This window comes from Euzebyella marina, from assembly GCF_014855515.1.
GTDB lineage: Bacteria > Bacteroidota > Bacteroidia > Flavobacteriales > Flavobacteriaceae > Euzebyella > Euzebyella marina.
On sequence record NZ_JACYFK010000004.1, the window covers coordinates 1 to 22,627 of the forward strand.

Consider the following 22,627-nt stretch of genomic DNA (forward strand, 5'->3'; position numbering starts at 1 on the left):
GAAATTTTTTTTTCGAAACCTCTCCCGCATCAAAAACCCAGTATGTAAAGGAACCCTCGCCCCAACGAGACCATCTCGTTTCGGGGCTGCAAATGTAACACTGTTTTTTAAATCCACAACAGTTTTTTTGCAACTTTTTACAATCGCCTATTAATTAATGATTTACAAAATGCTTTATTAGAAAAGGGCATTAAATATAATTCTAATATTTAGTTTACGCAAACACTTCCTCATATTTTGGCAACCAAAAAACACTCTCTATAAATCACTCATCACCCTACTAAAAAACCGTTATCACCCTTATAAACAATTACCGCTACCCTGGATTCCTTCTACATACCGCTTTAAATGCAACATCCATTTACACAAAACAATACTCCATCATAAATCTGCAAAACCAAATCAACATATATTGTACGCCTAATAAGGGAATAGTATCTTTGCCACCTATTTATCAAAAAAGCATGATTAAAATTACTCTTCCAGACGGCAATGTTAAAGAATTAGAAAGTGGCAGCACTCCTATGGACGTGGCCCTCAGCATAAGTGCCGGACTAGCGCGCAACGTTATATCGGCCAAATTCAATGATACGGTAGTAGAAACGGCCACCCCTCTTCACGAAGATGGTACATTGACCTTATATACATGGAACGAAGCTGAAGGAAAAAAAGCCTTTTGGCACTCAACATCGCACATAGTTGCCCAAGCCCTCGAAGAACTATACCCTGGCATAAAGTTGACAATTGGGCCTGCGATAGAGAATGGTTTTTATTATGATGTCGATTTTGGAGAACACACCCTCTCAGAAAAAGATTTCGCAGCTATAGAAAAGAAAGCCTTGGAAATTGCCAGGGGCAAACACGATTTTAAAATGAGATCGGTTTCAAAAGCCGATGCTTTAAACTATTATAAAGAAGAAGGCAACGAGTTTAAAATAGAGCTAATCGAAAACCTTGAAGACGGCTCTATTACTTTTTGCGATCACGATACTTTTACCGACCTGTGCCGAGGGGGCCATATACCCAATACCGGCATAGTAAAGGCTATTAAAATTTTAAACGTCGCTGGAGCCTATTGGCGCGGTGATGAAAATAAACCTCAGTTGACAAGGGTTTACGGTATTTCTTTTCCGAAACAGAAAGAACTGACCGAATATTTGGCCATGATAGAAGAGGCCAAGAAAAGAGACCACCGAAAGCTCGGCAAAGAATTGGAATTGTTTACCTTTTCGCAGAAAGTAGGACAAGGTCTACCGCTTTGGCTTCCGAAAGGTGCCGCCTTAAGAGAACGCTTAGAGCAATTTTTAAAGAAGGCACAGAAGAAAGCTGGCTATGAAATGGTGGTTACACCACATATTGGCCAAAAGGAGCTTTATGTTACCTCTGGGCATTATGCAAAATATGGTGAAGATAGTTTTCAACCCATTCATACCCCTAAGGAAGATGAAGAGTTCTTGCTAAAACCAATGAACTGCCCGCACCATTGCGAAATTTACAAAAACAAACCTTTTAGCTATAGAGAGCTGCCCAAGCGATATGCAGAGTTCGGAACCGTTTACAGGTATGAGCAAAGTGGTGAGTTGCACGGTTTAACCCGTGTTAGGGGCTTCACCCAAGATGATGCCCATATCTTTTGCACCCCTGAGCAATTAGATGAAGAGTTCAAAAATGTTATTGACTTATCATTATACGTATTAGGTTCTTTAGGTTTTGAAAATTTTACCGCCCAAGTTTCCGTAAGAGACCTGAACACACCCGAAAAATATATAGGTTCGGTCAAAAATTGGAAGAAAGCGGAAAACGCCATTATCAACGCGGCAAAGGAGAAAGGGCTTAATTATATAATTGAGGAAGGAGAGGCCGCCTTTTACGGTCCGAAGTTAGACTTTATGGTGAAGGATGCCCTCGGAAGACAATGGCAACTAGGAACGATTCAAGTAGATTACAACCTACCGGAAAGATTTGACCTTACCTATAAGGGTAGTGATAACGAATTTCACAGACCGGTTATGATCCATAGGGCACCATTTGGAAGTATGGAGCGTTTTATAGCTTTATTGTTGGAACATACCGGTGGAAATTTCCCGCTTTGGCTGATTCCTGAACAGGCTATAGTACTGCCAGTGAGCGAGAAACATGAAAAATATGCGGAAAAAGTTTTAAATTCTTTGGAAAATAACGAAATTCGCGCCCTCATTGATGACAGGAACGAAACTGTAGGGAAAAAAATACGGGAGGCAGAAATGAACAAATTGCCATTTATGCTGATCGTAGGAGAAAATGAAGAACTCTCAAATACCATTTCCGTGAGAAAACATGGTGGTGAAGATTTGGGATCGATAAGCCTCGAAAGTTTCGCAGACTTGGTATCTAAAGAAATAAATAGTACCTTAAAGTCGTTTTAAAAAATTAAGTTTAATTAAAAAGTTTAAGTCATAGCAATAAGAAAAAGATTTCGGCCACAACCTAGGAGGGAGAACAAGAATCCGCATAATATCAATGAAAAAATACTCGCTCCGGAAGTGAGGTTGGTAGGTGACAATGTAGAAGTAGGTATTTACCCCATAAGAAAAGCACGCGAAATAGCTGAAGAAATGGGTCTTGATTTGGTAGAAATTTCTCCCAAAGCAGAGCCACCTGTGTGTAAAATCATGGAGTATAAAAAGTTTCTTTACGAACAGAAGAAACGTGACAAGGCCATGAAGGCCAAAGCTTCTAAAGTAGTTGTAAAAGAAATCAGGTTCGGGCCTAACACCGATGACCACGATTACGATTTCAAGAAGAAACACGCCGAAAAGTTTTTAAAAGACGGTGCCAAGCTAAAGGCCTATGTTTTTTTCAAAGGGCGTTCAATAGTATATAAAGATCAAGGTGAAATTCTTTTATTAAGACTGGCCCAAGATCTTGAAGAACTTGGCAAGGTTGAACAAATGCCAAAATTAGAGGGTAAAAGAATGACCATGTTCTTGGCCCCTAAGACTAAGAAATAATTCGGGCTATTGCTCGAAACTATAGAAAATACTGAACGCTGTTCAATTTATTTTGGGCGGCGTTTAGCATGAAAAGTGAGATAATCAATAAATAGGAAAAGATGCCTAAGCAGAAAACAAAGTCTAGTGCCAAAAAGCGATTTAAGCTAACAGGTACTGGCAAAATCAAAAGAAAGCACGCTTTTAAGAGCCACATTCTTACAAAGAAATCTAAGAAGCGTAAGCTTAAGTTGACTCACAGTACACTAGTTCACAAATCGGACGAAGGTAGTGTGAAAGAACAATTGTGTTTAAAGTAATTGTTCAAGAGGTAATTTATTAACCATGGAGTCGGGCCTTTCAAAGTGTGCGTAATGCACCGCCTGCTACAAAAATTTAAAAGTTATGCCAAGATCAGTAAATGCAGTTGCTTCTAGAGCCAGAAGAAAAAAGGTGATGAAGCAAGCCAAGGGCTACTTCGGAAGACGTAAAAACGTTTGGACGGTAGCCAAAAATGCGGTAGAAAAAGCAATGCTTTATGCATACCGCGATAGAAGAAACAAGAAAAGAACCTTTCGTGCACTTTGGATTACTCGTATCAATGCGGGTGCCCGTTTGCACGGTATGTCATACTCACAATTCATGGGTAAGGTAAAAGCTAACGGAATCGAGCTGAACCGAAAGGTATTGGCAGATTTGGCCATGAACCACCCAGAAGCTTTTAAAGCGATAGTCGAAAAGGTAAAATAATTGTTAAGTATTTATCTCACTTTATAATCCGGTTCTAGCGAGCCGGATTTTTTTATATCCCAAAAGCACTGACGACCAAATTTCTCGACCAGGCACCATTGCGATGTTCACAGAGATAAATACCCTGCCAAACACCTAAATTCAACCTACCTTTGGTGATGGGTATCTGTACAGAAGCCCCCATAAGTGAACTTTTGATATGGGCCGGCATATCATCAGGGCCTTCATAAGTATGAATATAATAAGGAGCATTTTCCGGAACCATTTGATTCATATGGCTCTCAAAATCGGTACGTACCGTAGGATCGGCATTTTCATTAATAGTCAAACTTGCAGAGGTATGCTTGATGAATACCTGAAGCATACCCTTCTCAATTTCCTTCAATTCGGGTAACGAGTTTACAATTTCATTGGTTACCAAATGGAAACCCCGCTCTCTGGCTTTGAGAGCGATTTGCTTTTGAAAAAATTTCATGAACGTACCTTTCTTAATTGTCAACAAATCGTAAAAGTTCATAAATCTAAGCTATTATCCAACGATAACAAATACCTTTGCAGCTTTCAAAATTTGGATTATATGGATTTGTCAGGAATTAAAATGGTAGTAACCGATATGGATGGAACTTTACTTAACTCGAACCACGAGGTAAGCAGCCATTTCTTTGATCTCTTTGACGAACTTAAAAAACGTGGTATATTATTCGTTGCTGCCAGCGGAAGGCAATACCATAGCATTATTGATAAGCTCGAGCCGATAAAGAACGATATTATTGTAATTGCCGAAAATGGTGGTTTTGCCGTTCAGAACGATGAAATATTGGTTTCCACCCCATTGAACCAAGATGCAAAGCAAGAAGTACTAACCATTTTAGAATCGGTCGAAAATATACATCCTGTGCTATGCGGAAGCCAAAAGGCCTACATACGTAATGATTCAAAAGAGTTCGAAGACAAATTAAAAGAATACTATACTGAATACGAATTACTAGATAATCTATCTGAGTTTGATGGTGAAATTCTGAAGATTGCCATCTACCATCATATCAGTTCTGAAAAGTATATCTACCCTTCTGTTTCTCATCTTGAAGGAAAGTTAAAAGTTAAAGTATCCGGTGAGAACTGGGTTGATGTATCGAGCCCCGATGCGCATAAAGGCTATGCGCTGCAAAAAGTACAGGAACTCAACAATATTAGGCCTGACGAGACCATGGTTTTTGGCGACTACAATAATGATTTGGAAATGCTGGCCCTTGCCGATTTTAGCTTTGCTATGGAAAATGCCCACCCCAATGTCAAAAAGGCTGCAAAATACAGTACTAAAAGCAATGACGATTTTGGTGTTGAATCAGTTCTGCAAAAGCTTTTAGCCCACTAATTAAAAGATTTTCCTGATTTTTTTAAGTTACTAGGCAGGTAGCCTAAGGTGCGCTTGAAGGCGCTGGTAAAGTGTTGGGGGTTGGTGTAACCTACCTCATAGGCTGCTTGGGCCACTGAAAGGCCCTCTTTGCGTATTTTCAATTTGGCCCTTTCCATTCTTAGCCTCGTTATGTATTTGAATATGGTGGTACCATATACCATCTTAAAGTCTCTTTTGAGCTTTGAACTATTGAATCCGGCTACTTCTGCAAGCTTGGCTATTCGTATGGTTTTCTTCAAATTCGATTTGATGTACCTCTCTACCCTACCCAGACTTTCAAGGTCGGCCGCCGGTAAAACAACTTTCGGCTCTGGTTGATATTTTCCGTTTGCCTCAATGAGCAAATCGATTAAAAGGGTAGTTATTTTTGATTGTAAATAGTTTCTTTTAATCTCGCCCTTGTACGGGCACGAAATGATATCTTCTAAAACCTTACCGATTTCTGGAGAGATTGGCCTGGCTTCCTCCCAAAAAATATAAGGTCTTCCCTTCTCTACCGCGATATTTACCCTTTGTAAAAACTGTTTATAATCATTACCTGCTATTCTCTTCACAAAATCTAATGTAAAAATAACCTCAAACGTTCTACGGGGAGCACCTTGATAATCAAGGCGACCTTTTATATGAGGCAAATAAAACATGTTATAATGGTAGTTAGGAATTTGTACAAAAGGCTCTGTATGCCCCTCAGGAAAATAGCTATAATTACCACTGATCTCGAAATGCAATTTAAAAACTGAAAAGTTGTTGCTCACATCAAAGCTATAGCCATTTGCCGAGCTCATATGTTTAGAAAAAACAAAAATTCCATTCAGATTCAGCTCTCGAATGATTCCCGACACATCGGGTGTATCAACAGTAACCGTATTCTCGATGAGTTCGTCAGAAAGAAAGTCTTTACGATACTTTCGCCTATAGATTCTATTCTTAAATACATCACTTTTAAAAATTGTTTCCATAATTCCTTTTGCGTAGGTAAAACTTCTTTTTGCGGTATTCACCGGTGAAACCCTGCTTTAGTTTTGCAAAACTAGTTTATTTAGATTAAATCTCAATAAAAAGAGTGTGCTTGCTTATGAAAACTTTATGCTCATGGTTTCTGTTCTTAACCGCCTTATCAGTCTTCGGACAACAAACATCAGGAACTATTTCGGGCAATGTTAAAGATGAATCAGGTGTACCCTTATCGTTTGCGAACGTTACGATAGAAGGTTTGAAAGTAGGGGTATTGACCGATTTAAACGGCAACTACTTCTTAGAAAAAGTTCCGACGGGCAAGCACAAAGTGGTCATATCGTTCATTGGCTATGGTACACGGGCGAAAACTGTTGAAATAACAGAAAACTCCCTTAACATTAGAATTGATTTCACCCTTCAAGAGAATGTTGAAAACCTGAACGAAGTTACGGTAAACGGTAAATCTCAAAAAACGATTATTGAGACAGAAGGTTTCGCCGTTAGTGCCGTGCAGACCGAAGAGGCTAGCATCCGTAGCATTCAAACCAATGAATTGTTAAATACGACGGTCGGCGTAAAAATTCGGCAGAACGGTGGTTTAGGCTCTAATGTTGAATATAGCTTAAACGGTTTGTCAGGAAGTGCGGTACGAATTTTTATTGATGGTATTCCAATATCCGTTTATGGCTCATCATTTAGTTTAAACAGTATACCACCTTCGATGATTAAGCAAATTGAGGTTTACAAAGGTGTGGTTCCTGGGCATTTGGCAGATGATGCTTTGGGCGGAGCCATCAACATCGAACTTCATAGCGAAGCCAAGAACAATATTAACGCCTCTATTTCATACGGTTCGTTCAATACCATTCAGGCTAATGCTAATGGGGTATATCGTTTCGATAAATCTGGCTTCACGGTTAAAGCCTCTATTTTTAATAATTATTCCGATAATAATTACAAGGTTTGGGGAAGAAGAGTCGTTGTCGCAGGTCTTGGAGGTGTTGAAACCCCGGTAACTGCCAGACGGTTCAATGACGCATATCGTTCAACAGGGGGCATCGCCCAAATTGGTTATACCAATGTCAAGTGGGCGGATCAATTTTTAGTCGGCTTAACGGTTTCCGATGATTTTAAAGAGGTTCAGCATGGGGCCTTTATGACCTCCCGCCCGTATAAGGACCGATTTTTAGAGTCTGATGCAACGCTTGCCAATATTACTTACCAGAAAAAGGATCTTTTTACCGAAGGTCTCGATTTGAACATACACGGCCTGTACGGCAAACGTAATCGAATTGTTAATGACACGGTTGCTTGGGCCTATAATTGGAACGGTGAGAGAGCCATCGATTTTAGGGGCAACGAATTTCAATATACTTGGGATTCTCAACAGGAAGGAGGACCTACTCTAGCTACCATTAAAAGAAATGTGGCTTCTATTAGAAGTGGGTTGAACTACACCATAAATGAACATCATAAATTTTTGTTGAACCATGTGTATAGCTCTATCGACAGGGAGGACAGTGATGCCCTTGTATCCGTTTTAGAAAATACATTCACAGGAGACAGGGACTTAACTAAAAATATATATGCCCTGACTTATGAAATAAATGCCTTCCAGAATAAATTCAGGGCTAGTCTCTTCGGCAAGTACTACCAACAAGAGACGGTAAGCATCGATCCGGAGATTGCCACGGGACCCGACGGTAATAATATTATTGTTGATGACATCGTAAAGAGTACTACCACGAATGAGGGTTACGGTTTTGCCGCTTCTTATGCTATTTTACCTAACATAACCCTTTTAGCTTCTGCTGAAAAGGCCATTCGTTTACCGAACGAAACCGAAATCTTCGGTAATGATGGTGATAACGTAGTTGCCAACCCCACTATCAAGCCTGAGCAAAGCGACAATTACAATCTAGGCTTCCGATTAGGGGCATTCAATTTCAGAAAACACCAGTTGACCGTTTCTACAAATTTTTTCAGTAGAAATATTAAAGACCGAATTGGTTTGCCTATCGAATCATCTTTGAACGTAGATGAAGAGCTTATACTGTATGTTAATCAAGGAAGCGGAACTTCAAAAGGAATCGATGCGCAAATAGATTATAGCTTTAACAACAATCTAGCACTAAACTTCAACTTCTCACGCTTTGAGCTATTAATAGAGAATCAGGGTGTTGAAATAGATGTGCCTAACACCCCTTTCTTTACCATGAATGGTGGATTGCGCTACTCTATCCAAGACTTTTTACAAAGAAAATCACGCTTAAACCTCTTTTACAACATCTATTACACCGACGAATTTTCATACCTGAATATCAGGGGAACAAATACTGTTGGTGATGAATTCTTTAGAATTCCTGAACAAATTGCTCAAGACTTTGGTCTTAGCTACACGTTCCCCAACAAAAAGGTTATCATGAGTTTTGACGTCAAAAATATATTCGACAAACCGGTTTATGACAACCTATCGGTGCAAAAACCGGGTAGGGCATTTTATCTAAAATTAAATTACATAATCAATAATTTTTAACCTCTTAATAATACCTAATATGAAACGGAATTTCTTAAACTTTAAATCCTTCGCCATACTATTATTGGCTTTGGGCCTCATGACTTCGTGTAGTAGCGATGATAGCTCTCCTTCTCCTGAACCTGATGGAGAAACACCGACTGATCCAGACCCTGAAGAAGAGGAAGAAGCTAGATGGATTACCATTGCCGGAGCGCAAATGGGAGAAAATCCAGGTGATGGTAATGGAGGAACATTGATCTATTCTGTTAGTAGCACCGATGCCAAAGATCCTTCAGTTTCAATAGACCCTTTTAATAACGGTTTTACAGTGCCATCAAATAGAACGGCCAGATTACAGGCTTCTGAAGATGGTAATACTATTTTTAACATTAGCTACGCAGGTGATACTGGTGGTAACTATACAAAATATAAAGTTGAAGGTGGCCAGACCTTTACACAAGAGGGTACAAATGTAAGTATAGAACCTTACGTTGGTTCTGCCCCGAGATGGATCAAGTTATTTGACGGAGACCAAACAGGTGCTGCCGTTTATGTTTCTACCGAACATGTCATTGATGACAATGGTACGGCTGAAGATGCTACAGATGATACTTACGTTCGAACAGAGGCTACCATGGGTATTGTAACCCTTGATTTGGTAAATTCTCAAATAATTGAATTTCAAGAGCACAGCGTGCCTTTAACGGAAGAGGAAGAATCGAATGGATATTACATCTCTAGAATCGATATGCCTACTTTGAACGCTGCCGGCGATAAGCTTTACATCGGTGCGCGTTTGAGCAAAGTGGATCCTGCTACTGTTGAGAGCGATAGAGAAGGTGCTATCTTAGGGTCTAAGACAATTGTTTTAGATTATCCTTCATTGACCAATCCGACCGTTATTACCTCCACTGTAGGTCATGGTAATACCAATGGATATCGTAGCATCAATGCTTTCGAATACAATGGTGATGTTTACCAGGCAAACCAAGGTGACCCTGAAGGTTCTCATATACTAAAAATCGGAGCCGATAATCAGTATGATGATTCATATGTATTCAATCTAGATGACGCTCTTGGCGTGGAGGAAGCTTATATTCTAGCCTGGAGACCAGCAGCCAATGGCAAAGCCGTATTGGCTTACCGTCATGCTGGTTCTGCAGAAGGTGCCGCCGGTGCACAAGGCTTTTTCGCCCTTGTTGACCTAAATGCACAGACCGCTACTCTTATAGATGAGATACCATACGATCCAGATTTTTACCTATTCCAATATCAAGGTTTTGCAGTTGATGGTAATGAAATTTACTTAACGCAAGCGCCTGTTGGGCAAGACGGTAATATTTATGTTGTAGATACCGAAACAGGTTTAGTAACTAAAGGGGCCGAATTGGTAAATGCTACCGGTAGCCACTTTATAGGGGCTTGGTAATTCGTTTGAATATTTTAAGAAGAATTTCCATGGAAAAATCCGTGGAAATTCTTTTATTGAATTAATCTAAATAAAGAGTATATTCAACTCCGAACTTTTTTCTAAGAAGCTAAAAGAGTGATTATCCGTTCAATAAAATCTTATAGAAAATGAAAACTAAAACATTAAAGGCCTTTTTTATTGGAGCTGTTTCCATGTTATCGGTCTCTTCTTCCCTAGCGCAACCTGGTGGAAACGAGAATCAGTTTCTCGATCAAGACTATTGGAAGTCAAAACCAAGTATTTCGGATATTGATTCTAAAATAGCCCAAGGCAATTCTATTACAGAAGCCAATAGAGGTGGTTTCGATGGGGTTACCTATGCTATTTTCGCTGGCAACCCTGTTACCACCATTGCCCATTTGATAGACAAGGGTAATGATGTAAATAAGAGAACCCATGATTCCCGTACCTATATTTTCTGGGCTGCATCCCGTGGAGATTTAGAGGTTATGGAATATCTAGTTGGTAAAGGAGCCAAAATGGACCTTAAAGATTCCCATGGTTATTCTCTATCACAGTTTACCGCTGCAACAGGGCAAGATGATACTAAAATCTATGATTTTCTGATTGCCAATGGGGCCGACCTGAAAAACGAGAAAGATCATGATGGCCGTAATATTCTCTTGGTCGCTGCACCTAGGGCAAAAAATCTAGACTTGATCAATTATTTTGTTGATAAAGGGTTAGACCTAAACTCTACCGACGACCACGGTAACGGTATTTTCAGTATAGCTGCCCAAGGAGGAAATATTGAAATTTTAAAGCAATTGGTAGATAAGGGGGTTTCTACAAAAGCAAATCCTGAAACCAAAGAAAATGCGATTCTGTTCGCTAGCCGAGGAGGTAGGGGATCGAGCAACGGCCTCGAAGTCTTTAAATACTTAGAAGGTCTAGGAATCGATCCGAACGTTACCTCTAGTAACGGCACTACACCTTTGCTCAATTTATCTCGTTCTTCTGACGACACCAAAATTTTCGATTATTTCATTGCAAAAGGTGTTGACCCTAATGCGGTAGATGAAGAAGGAAACACTGCTTTGTTGAATGCTGCCCAAAGAAACAAACTGGAAGTGGTTACCTATTTTGCCGAAAAGACGAATAACATCAATCAAAAAAATAAAAGCGGTCAAACCCCATTAGCTATTGCGATTGAAGGAAATAGCTCTGATGTGGCCGATTATTTAATCTCTAAAGGTGCCGATGTCAACACATTGGACAACGACGGAAATAATCTAGCCTATTATCTTTTCAATGGTCGTGGTAAACCACGCGATTTTGAATCAAAAGTAGCAGCTCTTAAAGCCAAAGGATTCGATTTCAAAACTCGCCAAGCAGATGATAGTTCTATATGGCACTTAGCCGTCGCCAAGAATGACCTAAAGCTTTTGAAAGAGGTTAGTTCTTTTGGTTCAGACATCAATGCTAAAGATAAAGATGGTAATACACCCTTACACTATGCTGCCATGAAAACGGAAAATGCTGAGATTTTGAAATACCTTTTATCAAAAGGAGCCGATGCCAAATCGACCACCGAATTTGGTGAAACGGCTCATGATTTGGCAAGCGAAAATGAACTATTGACAAAGAACCAGGTCAATCTCGAATTTTTAAACTAGAATGAACATGAAAAATCTCTATCTCAGGTTTACGATAGCGGTTGTTGCAATTACTTTGACCGTAGGTTTGTCCGGTTTTGTAAAACCAGCCGAAGTAAGCTATAAATGTATGATTCAAATGATGAACTATACAGGTGAAAAAGCCTACGTAGTGGTATCATTGATTGATCCAGATGGTAACTATGTGAAGACGCTATATATACAAGGTGATGACAAAGAATGGTTTCCTGATTTAAAAAATTGGTGGAAATTTAGCCACGGATCCAATGAAAATGTTGATGGGGTAACCGGAGCAACTATTGGTAATGGTGAAAGAAACATTATTTCTTTAGGCTTCGATTCTTCACAGCTAGATTCGGGTTATAAGGTACGTTTTGAGTCGGCCGTCGAAAATCAGGAATATTATGCGGTTGACGCTGAAGTGCCCTTAAATACGGCTACTATTAAAGAAAAAGTAGACGGTTCTGGTTACATACGCTACATACGAATGGTGCCAAATCGATAATCGAATATGCTGGTATCCGTTTGGCGGTATAGCCATTTGTTATTTGCTATTTGTTCTTCAATATTTTTATTGATAGCCTCGGTTACCGGAATCATCTTAGCTGTTGAACCTATCTACAACAAAGTTCAACCTTATCATGTTTCCGGTGCCGATGAGCTGTCATTGGCAGAGGTTCTGTCTACTTTGAACCAAACCCATGAAGAGGTCGTTGCTATCACACGAGATAGAAATGGCTTTCTTAAGGTTTCCTCTATTGCGGAAGGTAAAAATCAAGATTTTTACGTTAATCCTTTTACGGGTGAAAATTTAGGATTACCGATTGAAAAAAAGCCGATTTTTCAATTCTCCACTAACCTACATCGATCATTATTTTTAAAATCCCCTGGCAGACTACTCATCGGTCTGGCTTCGTTTTTTCTCTTTTTAATTGCGCTTACCGGCATTGTTTTAATTGCCAAAAGACAAGGTGGTTTCTCGAAATTCTTTTCGCCCATAGTCAAAGAAAACTTTTCACAATACCATCATGTCAAATATTCAAGAATAACACTGATCCCTATTCTGTTTCTAGCAATTACAGGTGTTTATTTATCTCTATTGCGATTTGAAATCATTCCTGAGCCTACCGTTTCCCTTGAAGTTGATTATGACAATCTTAATGAAATGCCCTCTCTATCATTAAATGATTTTGAGCTTTTCAAAAAAATTAAACTTGGCGAATTACGAGAGCTTGAATACCCCTTCTCAGAATTTGTTGAAGACTATTATATCATACGGTTGAAGAACCGTGAACTTTATGTCAACCAATACACCGGCGAAATATTGGCGGAAGCCCAATTTCCGATGGTCAATATCATTTCTTCTTGGGCAACCGTACTGCACACAGCTGAAGGAAGCATTCTTTGGGCGATAGTACTGGGCGCTGGTAGTCTTGCCATTCCCTTCTTGATTGTCACAGGTTTTGTTATTTATTTTAAACGCCCGAAAACAAAAATTAAAAACAAGATTTCAAAGAACGATGCGGAATTTGTTATTCTGGTGGGAACGGAAGGAGGAACTACCCTACAATTTGCCGAGCAACTACAGAAAAAATTATTACACAAGAATTATTCTTGCTTTCTAGCGATGATGAACGATTATGATCGCTTTAAAAGTATGAAGCAATTAATTGTTATTACCGCCACTTACGGTCAGGGAGAAGCACCAGCATCGGCCGAAAAATTCATGCAGCTATTGGCAAAAAAGTCTCAAAGTCAAAAATTTCAATTTGCTACAGTAGGCTTTGGTTCTACGGCCTACCCCCATTTTTGTCAATTCGCCTATGATGCGCATCAACAGTTAGAAAAACTAGACAAGGCCACAGCTTTAATGGATGTTTCCACAGTAAACGACCAGTCTTTTGAGGCTTTTCAAAATTGGTGTACCGAGTGGAGCCAATTACAGGAGATGGATATACGTCTGGAGAAACCTAAAATTGTGGGCAACTCCCTTCCCCCATCAACCTTTAGGGTTTTGCATAAAGACGAACTACCCTCGGATGAAACCTTTTTGCTCAACCTAAAAAACCTCAATGGAGCCAAACCGGTTTCAGGAGACTTACTTTCTGTAATACCAAAAGAAGGAGAAAGAGAACGTCTCTATTCCCTTGGAAAGTTATCGGACAATTCATTGGTCATCAGTATTAGAAGGCATCCGAACGGACTTTGCTCTAATTATCTGCACCAATTAGAAGATGGAGCAGATTTAACGGCCAAAGTGGTTCCCAATAGAAATTTCCACTTTCCGAAAAACTCAAAAAAAACCATTTTAATCGCCACGGGAACAGGGATTGGCCCTTTTCTAGGAATGATAGCTGAGAATAGTAAAAAGAAAGAGCTACATCTCTATTGGGGAGCAAGAACCCCCAACTCTTTAAGTCTGTACAAAGATTTTATTGAAAAATCTATACAGGAAGGCAAACTGAGCCATTTCAAGACGGCTTACTCTCGCGAAAAGGATAAAAAGGTATACGTACAGCACCTGATAGAAAAAGACAAGCAGCTTTTTATTGAAGTGCTAAAAAAAGGCGGAACTATCATGATATGCGGGTCTATTGCCATGCAAAAAGAGGTTTTACAAGAATTACGATCTATTTGCAGCAATTACATTGGTAAAGACTTAAGCCACTTTCAAAACAAAAGACAGATTAAAATGGATTGCTATTAAACTGTTCTATTACAGGTATTTGCAATTAATAAACATCAGTCGCAGTACTCATAATTAATTCAGCTTTCTAAAACTATCTCTCTTCGACTCGAGGTACTTCCACATTTCTTCCGCGTCCATTTTTGAGACTTTAAAAAAGTCTTCTTGAAAAAGGCAATAAGTAAGAAAGCCATCTACTTGATAAGATGGTAAGTTAAGGCCCTCGGCAATAGTTTGCTTTGAAAATTTGGCAACAATTTCATTCTCTATCTGAAGATCTTTTTCCCTTTTCAGTCGGTCTTCCAGTTTTTTGGTTCTACCTGATAGACGATTTATAATCTTATGGGTATTGATAACTAGCGAAGTACCATAATATCGAATATATTTACCTCTATCAGCCTCTAAAAGAAGTCGTTCTTCCTGTGATAGTAATTTTAAATCAGCATTAGGAAGTCGAATGTCTGAAGAATTAAATTGACCCTCTACATTAAGGCTATTCAAATCTGAACTAAGTTTTCCTGAAAGATTGTAGGGTGTTACGGTAACTTCATCCAAATCTATAACGTTTTCCGTCAACTCAACAATTATAAACTTTTGCCCAAAAATATAATCTGAAATAATTACTTCTCTAGATTGAAGATGAACCGCTGTAAATTGAATAACATCGGACAAGTTTACTTCCAATGAGAAAGATCCAGAAGCGTCCGTTATTGTAGATTCTTTGGTGTTTTTGTTTACGACTAAAATATCTGCTACATCAGTATTATTAGCTGCTATTCTGCCATATAGGCGAATCTCGTTCGCTTGACCGAAACCCATAAAAGAAACAAAGCCTAAAAAAAGTACCAAGCTAAACTGATGAAAGTTATGTTTCATGCTATTTAAAAGTCATCAAATCATACTTAATCGATCAGTAAAGTCTTTTACACTATAGTATTCATTCAAACCCAAAGATACTTTTATGTCTTCTGCTTTTTCTTTCTTGCAGCCGGGAACAACACATTATTTAAAATCAACCGATAGCCTGGAGAGTTAGGGTGCAGCTCCAATTCCGTTTTTGGGTCCCCTACCCTATGTTGATAGTCCTCTGGATCGTGACCTCCGTAAAAAGTAAAGAAACCCTTTCCCTTTATGCCGTGAATATATCTTGCCTCTCCATTGATTTTGTTTTCTCCTAAAACTAGAACCGTAGGCTTCACCTCTTCTCTCGAAAAAGAGGTCGTCTGGCCCATAAAACCTTTTACCAAAGCGGTATGGTTTTGACATAGCATCGTAGGCACAGGATCCCATTTAGCAGAGAAATCCATTAAAGAAAAATAATCTGACTCTTTAGGTACGTTGCCTCGTTTATTCGTCATATCTATAGATGAGAATTCATATTTAAGTGGGCTTCTTTCTAAGGTGAAATTGCCAAATGCGAATGTTTTCGTAAAATCGAGCTGCGACTGATAGTTTGGTGCGGAAGGGTCTCCATCAAACATAGGCTCGCAAATATCGACTCCTTCGGCCGCAAGTGCAATATCAAAACTATCGGTGGCCGAACACATGGCAAACATGAAACCTCCTCCAATCACGTAGTTTCTTATTTTTTGGGCCACAGCACTCTTTTCTTCAGATACCTTGCTGTAACCAAGCTTTTGCGCCAAGGTTTCTGCCTCCTTTTTTTGCTCTATATACCAAGGTGCTGTTCTGTAGGCCCCGTAGAATTTACCGTATTGCCCAGTAAAATCTTCGTGATGAAGGTGAAGCCAGTCATAAATAGCCAATTTATCGTCCAACACTTCTTCATCATAAACCGTTACATAAGGTATTTCGGCATAGGTAAGAACCATGGTTACGGCGTCATCCCAAGGTTGATTTCCTTTCGGTGAATAAACCGCAATTTTAGGAGCCTTTTCAAGTATTACAGCTTCTTTATTTTGAGAAGGGCTACTAACTTCATCGAGAATACCGCTTACTTGATCATCAGATAAAATCTCAAACGAAACACCGCGTATTTGACATTCTTTTCTAATTATATCTCCATCTGGTAATAAGAAGGAGCCTCCCCGATAATTTAAGAGCCATTGAACTTTCTGTTGCTTGCTCAATACCCAATAGGTGATCCCATAGGCCTTCAAGTGGTTATCTTGGCTTTCGACATCCATAGGAATTAATATGGCCGAGGCGTGCATCTGCATCCATATAAATAAGAAAATAACAAGCGTAGTAAAATGTTTAGGCATTGGGCATTTATAACGGACCTTATTCAAAGATAAAAGAAAACGGGCTGTTAGCCCGTTAGATATTTGTTAATGCCTCTTGCTATCAATTGAGATAGCATATTTGTACCTATTTAGAATGGAACATCATCATCGTCTGGCATACCCCCACTGTTCATTGAACTGCCAAAAGCCTGGTCGGCACTTGGGAAATTCTTGGTTGCAAATGGGTTTTCATCTTCATCGTTCATCTTAGACTGAAACTCGAATGGGGAATCAAAATCATCTAAGTTATCGAATTTACCAAGCTGCCCGATAAACTTCAATCGTATATTTTCTAGGCCCCCATTACGGTGCTTGGCTACTATAAATTCTCCCTGACCTTGGGTCGGGCTACGCTCTTCATCATCCCATTCATCGATCTTATAATATTCCGGTCTGTAGATGAAAGACACAATATCGGCATCTTGCTCGATTGCCCCAGATTCCCTCAGATCGGAAAGTACTGGACGCTTACTGCCTCCTCTTGTTTCAACTGCCCTTGACAACTGGGAAAGTGCAATAACCGGTACGTTCAGTTCTTTTGCCAACGCCTTTAGGTTACGGGAAATGGTCGATATTTCCTGTTCACGGTTACCTCCTTTTTGACTTCCTCCTGCGGTCATTAACTGTAAGTAGTCAATTATAATCATACGAATGCCATGCTGAGATGCCAAACGACGCGCCTTGGCCCTTAGGTCAAAAATGGATAATGATGGAGTATCATCAATGAACAATGGCGCCTTTTCCAAGGCTTTTACCTTTACGTTCAACTGCTCCCATTCATGCTTTTCCAATTTGCCCGTTCTAAGCTTTTCGGACGAAAGACCCGTTTCAGAAGAAATCAAACGAGTGATTAATTGCACCGATGACATCTCCAAAGAAAAGAATGCCACGGGAATATCTGAATTTACGGCAATATTTCTTGCCATCGATAAGGTAAGGGCGGTCTTACCCATACCAGGTCTTGCAGCAACGATAATCAAATCACTTGGTTGCCAACCGGAAGTAAGCTTATCTAATTTATCGAAACCTGACGGAATACCGCTCAAGCCTTCTTTATTTGATATCTCCTCAATCTTTTTCTTCGCCTGAATCACCAAACTTTGAGCAGTTTCGGCCGATCTTTTTAAGTTACCTTGAGTGACATCGTAGAGTTTTGCTTCCGCATTGTCCAAGAGATCAAAAACATCGGTACTTTCATCATAGGCCTCTTCAATAATTTCACTTGAAATTTTTATCAAACTGCGCTGAATGAACTTTTGGAGAATAATACGCGCATGAAACTCAATATGTGCCGAAGAAGCTACCTTTTGGGTCAATTTTATTAGGTAAAAATCACCCCCTGCAGATTCTAATCGGCCATCTCTCTTTAATTGAGACGAAACGGTTAATAAATCAATCGGTTCCGATCCCTCGAAGAGTTTAAATATCGCCTCATATATGAACCGGTGGGCGTCTTTATAGAAAACATCGGGGTGTAAAATATCGATGACTTCATCAACACCCTTTTTGTCAATCATCATTGCACCAAGCACAACTTCTTCTAAATCAACTGATTGTGGAGGAATTTTACCTCGCTCTAAGTTGATAAGGGTCGATTTATCTATCTTTCTACCGATTACCGGGTTAATTTTTTCCATGACTACGAAAATATACAAATAACTGTATCATACCCTGAACTATAATCCACAGGTCATTCACAATTGGGTGTTAATAAGTTACGACTTTGTGTTGATAACAAAAAAAATCTGGAGATTAAAACCTCCAGATTTTTCTGAGCTTGCTAAAATGGTATTTTATCCGTTAAAAACTCCCATTTGTGCATATTTTTCCATTCTGCTATCGACCAATTCCTTTGGGGATAACTTTTCAAGCTGTTTATAATGTGATAAAATTTTGTTCTTGACGGTCGTAAAGGTCTTATCACGATTGGCATGTGCACCTCCTGCTGGCTCCCTTACTATTTCATCTATCAATTTCAGCTTTTTCATATCAGTAGCAGTTAATTTCAAGGCTTCCGCAGCTTGCTCTTTATACTCCCAGCTTCTCCATAAGATCGAAGAACACGATTCAGGGGAAATTACGGAATACCATGTGTTCTCCAACATAAGAACTTTATCGCCGACGCCTATACCCAAAGCACCTCCGGAAGCACCTTCTCCGATAATGAAAACCAGAATCGGTACTTGTAAACGGGTCATCTCGAGAATATTTCTTGCAATGGCCTCACCTTGCCCCCGCTCTTCTGCCTCAATACCTGCATATGCACCGGGTGTATCAACAAATGTTACTACAGGTATACCAAATTTCTCGGCTGATTTCATCAACCTTAAGGCTTTTCTATAACCTTCAGGGTTGGCCATACCGAAATTTCTATATTGACGGGTCTTCGTGTTGTAGCCTTTCTGCTGGCCAATGAACATAAAGGTTTGATCGCCAATCTTGCCAAGACCGCCAATCATCGCTTTGTCATCTTTTACATTACGGTCGCCGTGCAATTCAAGAAAAGTATCTCCGCAGATAGCCTTGATGTAATCAAGGGTGTAAGGTCTGTTCGGGTGTCTTGATAACTGAACCCTTTGCCAAGCGGTAAGGTTCTTGTAGATATCCTTACGGGTTTCAGCTAATTTCTTTTCTATCTGCTTACAGGTCTCGCTTACATCTACATCGCTCTCCTCGCCAATTACCATGCACTTGTCTAATTGCTCTTCAAGTTCTTTGATCGGGAGTTCAAAATCGAGATATTCCATATAAGTAGTAGTCGTTTAATTTGATGGGCAAATATATAACATTATAAGCTTATTCGATAGCAGGTTTGCCGATCCTTCTCCTGTTTTTAAGAATTCCGTTGGCAATCACCGTGGCGATAATAATAGACCCCCCTACGTAGAACATGGGGTCCATCTTCTCGCTTTCACCAAAGATGGCAAAAGCTAGAATAATGCCATACACCGGTTCTAGATTGACCGTTAGCATTACCGTATAGGGGCTTATGTGCTTCAAAAGCTTTACCGATGCAATAAAGGCATAAGCCGTGCATATTGAGGCCAATATAAAAAGATAAAATAGGTCGGAAACTGATATTTGAAACAATTCGGAAGTCAACTTACCCTTAAAACCTAAGTACATGGTCAGTAAGATTACCCCACTTGTCAATTCGTAAAAAGAGATTACCGACGGACGTTCCTTTTGAATCAATTGGCCGTTCATCATTGAAAAAATAGTCGCTAAAAGTGCCGATACGAGTGCCAATATAATACCTTGTGAATAACTGGTATCTACATTAAAAATTAGGTATAGGCCCAGAATAACAATGAGGCCGAAAACCACTTCGTACCCTATTATCTTTCTATCGTACCATAAAGGTTCGATCAAGGCAGCAAAAAATGCACCTGTAGAAATTGTTGCCAGAGCCACAGATACGTTAGAGGCCTTAATAGCACCAAAAAACGTTACCCAATGCAAAGCAATTATGATACCTGTAAATATGAGGGAAATGAGCATTTTCTTGGTAACCTTCAAACGATACCTTTTTGCCCCTATAAAACCAAGGATCAATACAGAGGCCATTAACATTCGGTACCATACCAGCGGCAGTGCATCTAAGCTTATAAGCTTACCCAATACAGCTGTAAAACCCCATATAAAAACAATGAGGTGCAGGTGCAAATAGTTTTTTAGTTTGGGCTGCATATAACATACAACGGTTTTAGTGAATCTTTATCGTTTCGCTTTCTGAAGCAAGATAATGGCCAAAACACCAAATAGAATATTAGGTAGTAATACTGCCAATAAGGGAGAAAAACCGGATTGTTCGGCCAAGGTACCGAACACCTTATCAAAAAACACATAGATAAATGCCACTATGATACCGAAGGCAAGGTTTACACCCATACCCCCCCTTCTTTTGACCGAAGAAACCGCAACCGCGATAACGGTCAGAATAAAGGCTGTTATTGGAAGCGCCCAACGTTTATATTTCACCAATACGTAGGCATTGATATTAGAGGCGCCTTTGGCCCTTTGATCTTTGATAAATCGATTAAGTTCAAAAATATCTTTGGTTTCGGCCACGTAAGACACAGGAGTAAGGTCACCGATTTCAAAAGTAAATAGAGTATCCAATCTTCTTTTAGTCTCCACCAGAGCAGTGTCCTTCAATAATTTTCTCTTATTATAGGTAGTCAAACGATACAAACTGTCTTTCTCGATCCACCGAATATTGGCTGCTGAAATCTTGAATTCCAATTCGTTGTTTTCATCAAAACGCTCAAAAGTAAAATTGTAACCAATTTGACGTGCCGGGTCAAAACTACTCACATAAATAAAATCATTTTTGTTTAGCTGTGTAAAAATATTATTGGTTACCCGATCTTGCTTGCCTTTTTTTAAGTACTTGTACTTAAATTCGTTAAACCCTTTACTTGCCGACGGTACTACGAACATGCCCATAATGAACATAATAATGGCAATGATAGAAGCACCAATAATGTAGGGTCGCAAAAACCGTGAGTACGAAACACCTGAACTAAGAATGGCGACAATCTCAGTATTGCCCGCCAGTTTAGAGGTGAAGAAAATAATAGATAAGAAGAGAAATATAGGAAAAAGAAGACTGCCTATATAAATTGTAAAGTTTCCGAAATAGATAATTATTTCATCCAAAGGTGCCTCGTTGGCCTGCATCTTTCCGATTTGTTCAGCAAGGTGCGCCATTATTCCAATGGGAATAAACAGCAAGATCATCACTGCGAAGGTGACGAGGTATCGTTTAAGAATATATTTATCTAGAATGGTTAGCACTACAATCTATTATCCATTTGTTTGACCATTCGATTTTTCCAATCAAGAAAATCACCTTCTAAAATATGTTTTCTTGCCTCGCGAACCAACCACATATAAAACCCTAGGTTGTGAATGGTCGCTATTTGCTTGCCAAGATATTCGTTGGCCGCAAAAAGATGCCTCAAATAAGCCTTTGTGTATTCTTTATCAACAAAAGTAATGCCCATTTCATCGATGGGAGAAAAATCGTCTTCCCACTTTTTATTTTTAATATTGATGGTTCCGTAGGCGGTAAATAACATACCGTTTCTTGCGTTTCGCGTTGGCATTACGCAATCGAACATATCTACGCCCAGAGCAATGTTTTCAAGTATGTTTATAGGAGTACCCACGCCCATAAGGTACCTAGGTTTATCTTCAGGTAAAATGCTACAAACTACATCGGTCATTGCATACATTTCTTCTGCAGGTTCGCCTACACTCAGCCCGCCGATAGCATTACCCTCTGCTTCTATCCCGGCAATATACTCAGCGGAGCGCTTTCTAAGATCTAAATATGTTGAACCTTGAACGATGGGGAAAAAGGTTTGCGCATAATCATATTCAAAAGGTGTCTTCTTCAAATGCGTAATACAGCGCTCTAACCACCTATGCGTCATATGCATGGATCGTTCGGCATACTTATAATCACATGGGTAAGGTGTGCATTCGTCAAATGCCATAATGATATCGGCACCGATGACCCTTTGAATTTCCATTACACGTTCAGGGGTAAAAAGGTGTACCGACCCATCAATATGTGATTTGAACTTGACCCCTTCTTCTTTAATTTTACGATTGCCTGACAAAGAGTAAACTTGATAACCTCCTGAATCTGTCAAGATATTCCGGTCCCAACCCATGAACTTGTGCAGCCCGCCGGCCTTCTTAAGAATATCAATTTTGGGCCTTAAGAATAGATGGTAGGTATTCCCTAAAATAATATCGGGGTTGATATCATCTTTTAATTCTCTCTGATGCACGCTTTTGACGGAAGCAACCGTACCCACTGGCATAAAAATCGGGGTTTCAATCGCACCATGGTCGGTGACCATGGTTCCGGCCCTCGCCTTACTTTGCGGGTCTTTATGATGTAATGTAAACTTCAAACCTTTAATTATGCGGGCAAAGATAATCAACTACCTACCATAATTGCCTTAACGAAAAAATAAAGTT

19 protein-coding genes are annotated in these 22,627 nt (G+C 39.6%); 10 read left to right on the top strand and 9 right to left on the bottom strand.

Translation table 11 applies throughout. From position 1 onward, the window contains the following. Positions 1-464 precede the first annotated feature (464 nt). The 4 genes from thrS to rplT all read left to right on the top strand — a co-directional run bounded on the left by thrS (position 465) and on the right by rplT (position 3,719). The gene (thrS, locus tag IL356_RS15925; RefSeq protein WP_121849573.1) at positions 465-2,405 is read left to right on the top strand and encodes a threonine--tRNA ligase; all 1,941 of its coding nucleotides are present in this window, start codon (positions 465-467) and stop codon (positions 2,403-2,405) included. Between the two features lie 36 nt (positions 2,406-2,441). Continuing rightward, a complete protein-coding gene (gene infC, locus IL356_RS15930) occupies positions 2,442-2,990 on the top strand; it encodes a translation initiation factor IF-3 (RefSeq protein WP_205601300.1) in 549 nt (182 codons plus the stop codon). Between the two features lie 101 nt (positions 2,991-3,091). Further along, entirely contained in the window at positions 3,092-3,289 is a 198-nt protein-coding gene (rpmI, locus tag IL356_RS15935) for a 50S ribosomal protein L35 (protein ID WP_121849575.1), read from the top strand. 85 nt (positions 3,290-3,374) lie between these two features. Further along, entirely contained in the window at positions 3,375-3,719 is a 345-nt protein-coding gene (rplT, locus tag IL356_RS15940) for a 50S ribosomal protein L20 (RefSeq protein ID WP_121849576.1), read from the top strand. A 52-nt stretch (positions 3,720-3,771) separates the two neighbouring features. On the opposite strand, the gene IL356_RS15945 is transcribed toward rplT, so the two are convergent. Then, entirely contained in the window at positions 3,772-4,194 is a 423-nt protein-coding gene (locus IL356_RS15945; RefSeq protein WP_121850751.1) for a secondary thiamine-phosphate synthase enzyme YjbQ, read from the bottom strand. Between the two features lie 102 nt (positions 4,195-4,296). On the opposite strand from IL356_RS15945, the gene IL356_RS15950 reads away from it, so the two are divergent. After that, on the top strand, positions 4,297-5,094 hold the full coding sequence (locus IL356_RS15950; RefSeq protein WP_121849577.1) for an HAD family hydrolase: 798 nt from the start codon (positions 4,297-4,299) through the stop codon (positions 5,092-5,094). On the opposite strand, the gene IL356_RS15955 is transcribed toward IL356_RS15950, so the two are convergent. Continuing rightward, positions 5,091-6,095 carry a helix-turn-helix domain-containing protein gene (locus tag IL356_RS15955; RefSeq protein ID WP_162987918.1) on the bottom strand — a complete coding sequence of 335 codons (1,005 nt, stop codon included), beginning with the start codon at positions 6,093-6,095 and terminating at the stop codon, positions 5,091-5,093. The two genes, IL356_RS15950 and IL356_RS15955, sit on opposite strands and share 4 nt — an antisense overlap. A 116-nt stretch (positions 6,096-6,211) precedes the next feature. On the opposite strand from IL356_RS15955, the gene IL356_RS15960 reads away from it, so the two are divergent. From IL356_RS15960 to IL356_RS15980, 5 genes are all read left to right on the top strand, one after another. Then, a complete protein-coding gene (locus IL356_RS15960; protein WP_121849579.1) occupies positions 6,212-8,629 on the top strand; it encodes a TonB-dependent receptor in 2,418 nt (805 codons plus the stop codon). Positions 8,630-8,648: 19 nt separating this feature from the next. Next, complete coding sequence (locus IL356_RS15965; RefSeq protein ID WP_121849580.1) at positions 8,649-10,040, top strand: hypothetical protein; 1,392 nt, start codon at positions 8,649-8,651, stop codon at positions 10,038-10,040. Between the two features lie 149 nt (positions 10,041-10,189). Further along, positions 10,190-11,698, top strand: a complete 1,509-nt coding sequence (locus tag IL356_RS15970; protein ID WP_205601249.1) for an ankyrin repeat domain-containing protein — start codon at positions 10,190-10,192, stop codon at positions 11,696-11,698. Positions 11,699-11,705: 7 nt separating this feature from the next. Continuing rightward, positions 11,706-12,203: a DUF2271 domain-containing protein gene (locus IL356_RS15975; protein ID WP_121850752.1), complete on the top strand. Its 498-nt coding sequence runs from the start codon at positions 11,706-11,708 to the stop codon at positions 12,201-12,203. A 6-nt stretch (positions 12,204-12,209) separates the two neighbouring features. After that, entirely contained in the window at positions 12,210-14,405 is a 2,196-nt protein-coding gene (locus tag IL356_RS15980) for a PepSY domain-containing protein (protein WP_121849582.1), read from the top strand. Positions 14,406-14,459: 54 nt separating this feature from the next. Here IL356_RS15980 and IL356_RS15985 read toward each other — a convergent pair whose 3' ends face one another. From IL356_RS15985 to tgt, 7 genes are all read right to left on the bottom strand, one after another. After that, on the bottom strand, positions 14,460-15,260 hold the full coding sequence (locus tag IL356_RS15985; protein WP_121849583.1) for a hypothetical protein: 801 nt from the start codon (positions 15,258-15,260) through the stop codon (positions 14,460-14,462). A gap of 83 nt (positions 15,261-15,343) precedes the next feature. Further along, the gene (locus tag IL356_RS15990; protein WP_225621529.1) at positions 15,344-16,609 is read right to left on the bottom strand and encodes an asparagine synthetase B; all 1,266 of its coding nucleotides are present in this window, start codon (positions 16,607-16,609) and stop codon (positions 15,344-15,346) included. 110 nt (positions 16,610-16,719) lie between these two features. Beyond that, a complete protein-coding gene (dnaB, locus tag IL356_RS15995; protein WP_121849585.1) occupies positions 16,720-18,267 on the bottom strand; it encodes a replicative DNA helicase in 1,548 nt (515 codons plus the stop codon). 156 nt (positions 18,268-18,423) lie between these two features. Next, the gene (locus IL356_RS16000) at positions 18,424-19,377 is read right to left on the bottom strand and encodes an acetyl-CoA carboxylase carboxyltransferase subunit alpha (RefSeq protein WP_121849586.1); all 954 of its coding nucleotides are present in this window, start codon (positions 19,375-19,377) and stop codon (positions 18,424-18,426) included. A gap of 49 nt (positions 19,378-19,426) precedes the next feature. Then, complete coding sequence (locus tag IL356_RS16005; RefSeq protein ID WP_121849587.1) at positions 19,427-20,320, bottom strand: DMT family transporter; 894 nt, start codon at positions 20,318-20,320, stop codon at positions 19,427-19,429. Positions 20,321-20,347: 27 nt separating this feature from the next. After that, positions 20,348-21,430 carry an LptF/LptG family permease gene (locus tag IL356_RS16010; protein ID WP_121849588.1) on the bottom strand — a complete coding sequence of 361 codons (1,083 nt, stop codon included), beginning with the start codon at positions 21,428-21,430 and terminating at the stop codon, positions 20,348-20,350. Further along, positions 21,430-22,560 carry a tRNA guanosine(34) transglycosylase Tgt gene (gene tgt / locus IL356_RS16015; protein ID WP_121850753.1) on the bottom strand — a complete coding sequence of 377 codons (1,131 nt, stop codon included), beginning with the start codon at positions 22,558-22,560 and terminating at the stop codon, positions 21,430-21,432. Before tgt ends, IL356_RS16010 begins: the two co-directional genes overlap by 1 nt. Positions 22,561-22,627 lie beyond the last annotated feature (67 nt).